This is a genomic window from Paraburkholderia sp. SIMBA_030 (assembly GCF_046535245.1).
GTDB lineage: Bacteria > Pseudomonadota > Gammaproteobacteria > Burkholderiales > Burkholderiaceae > Paraburkholderia.
The window spans coordinates 1-271 of the sequence record NZ_JAWRXB010000559.1; the positions used below are offsets into that span (position 1 = coordinate 1).

At 59.4% G+C, this 271-nt stretch carries 1 protein-coding gene; it reads right to left on the bottom strand.

The features are described from left to right. On the bottom strand, nucleotides 1-271 hold a 271-nt coding region (locus SB772_RS41195), incomplete at both ends, for a LysR substrate-binding domain-containing protein (RefSeq protein WP_410838674.1).

Consider the following 271-nt stretch of genomic DNA (forward strand, 5'->3'; position numbering starts at 1 on the left):
GCCTGATAACCATTGGCGCGCACCAGCACGTTGCGTGATCGGCCAACCTTGTCCAGCCAGCTGTCGACCATGTTCTTTTCCGATATCCACGGTGTCGGGAACACATGGGGCGAAGCACAGAACTCGTCCAGGCTCATGGCCTCTTCACTGGCCAGCATGCCTTGGCTGGTCACGCACACGAAATCATCACTGAGCACCGGTTGCCATTGCAGCTCGGGGTGCATCTGGTGATAGCCCGGGCCGAAGCCGATGGCAATGTCGATGTCGCCTG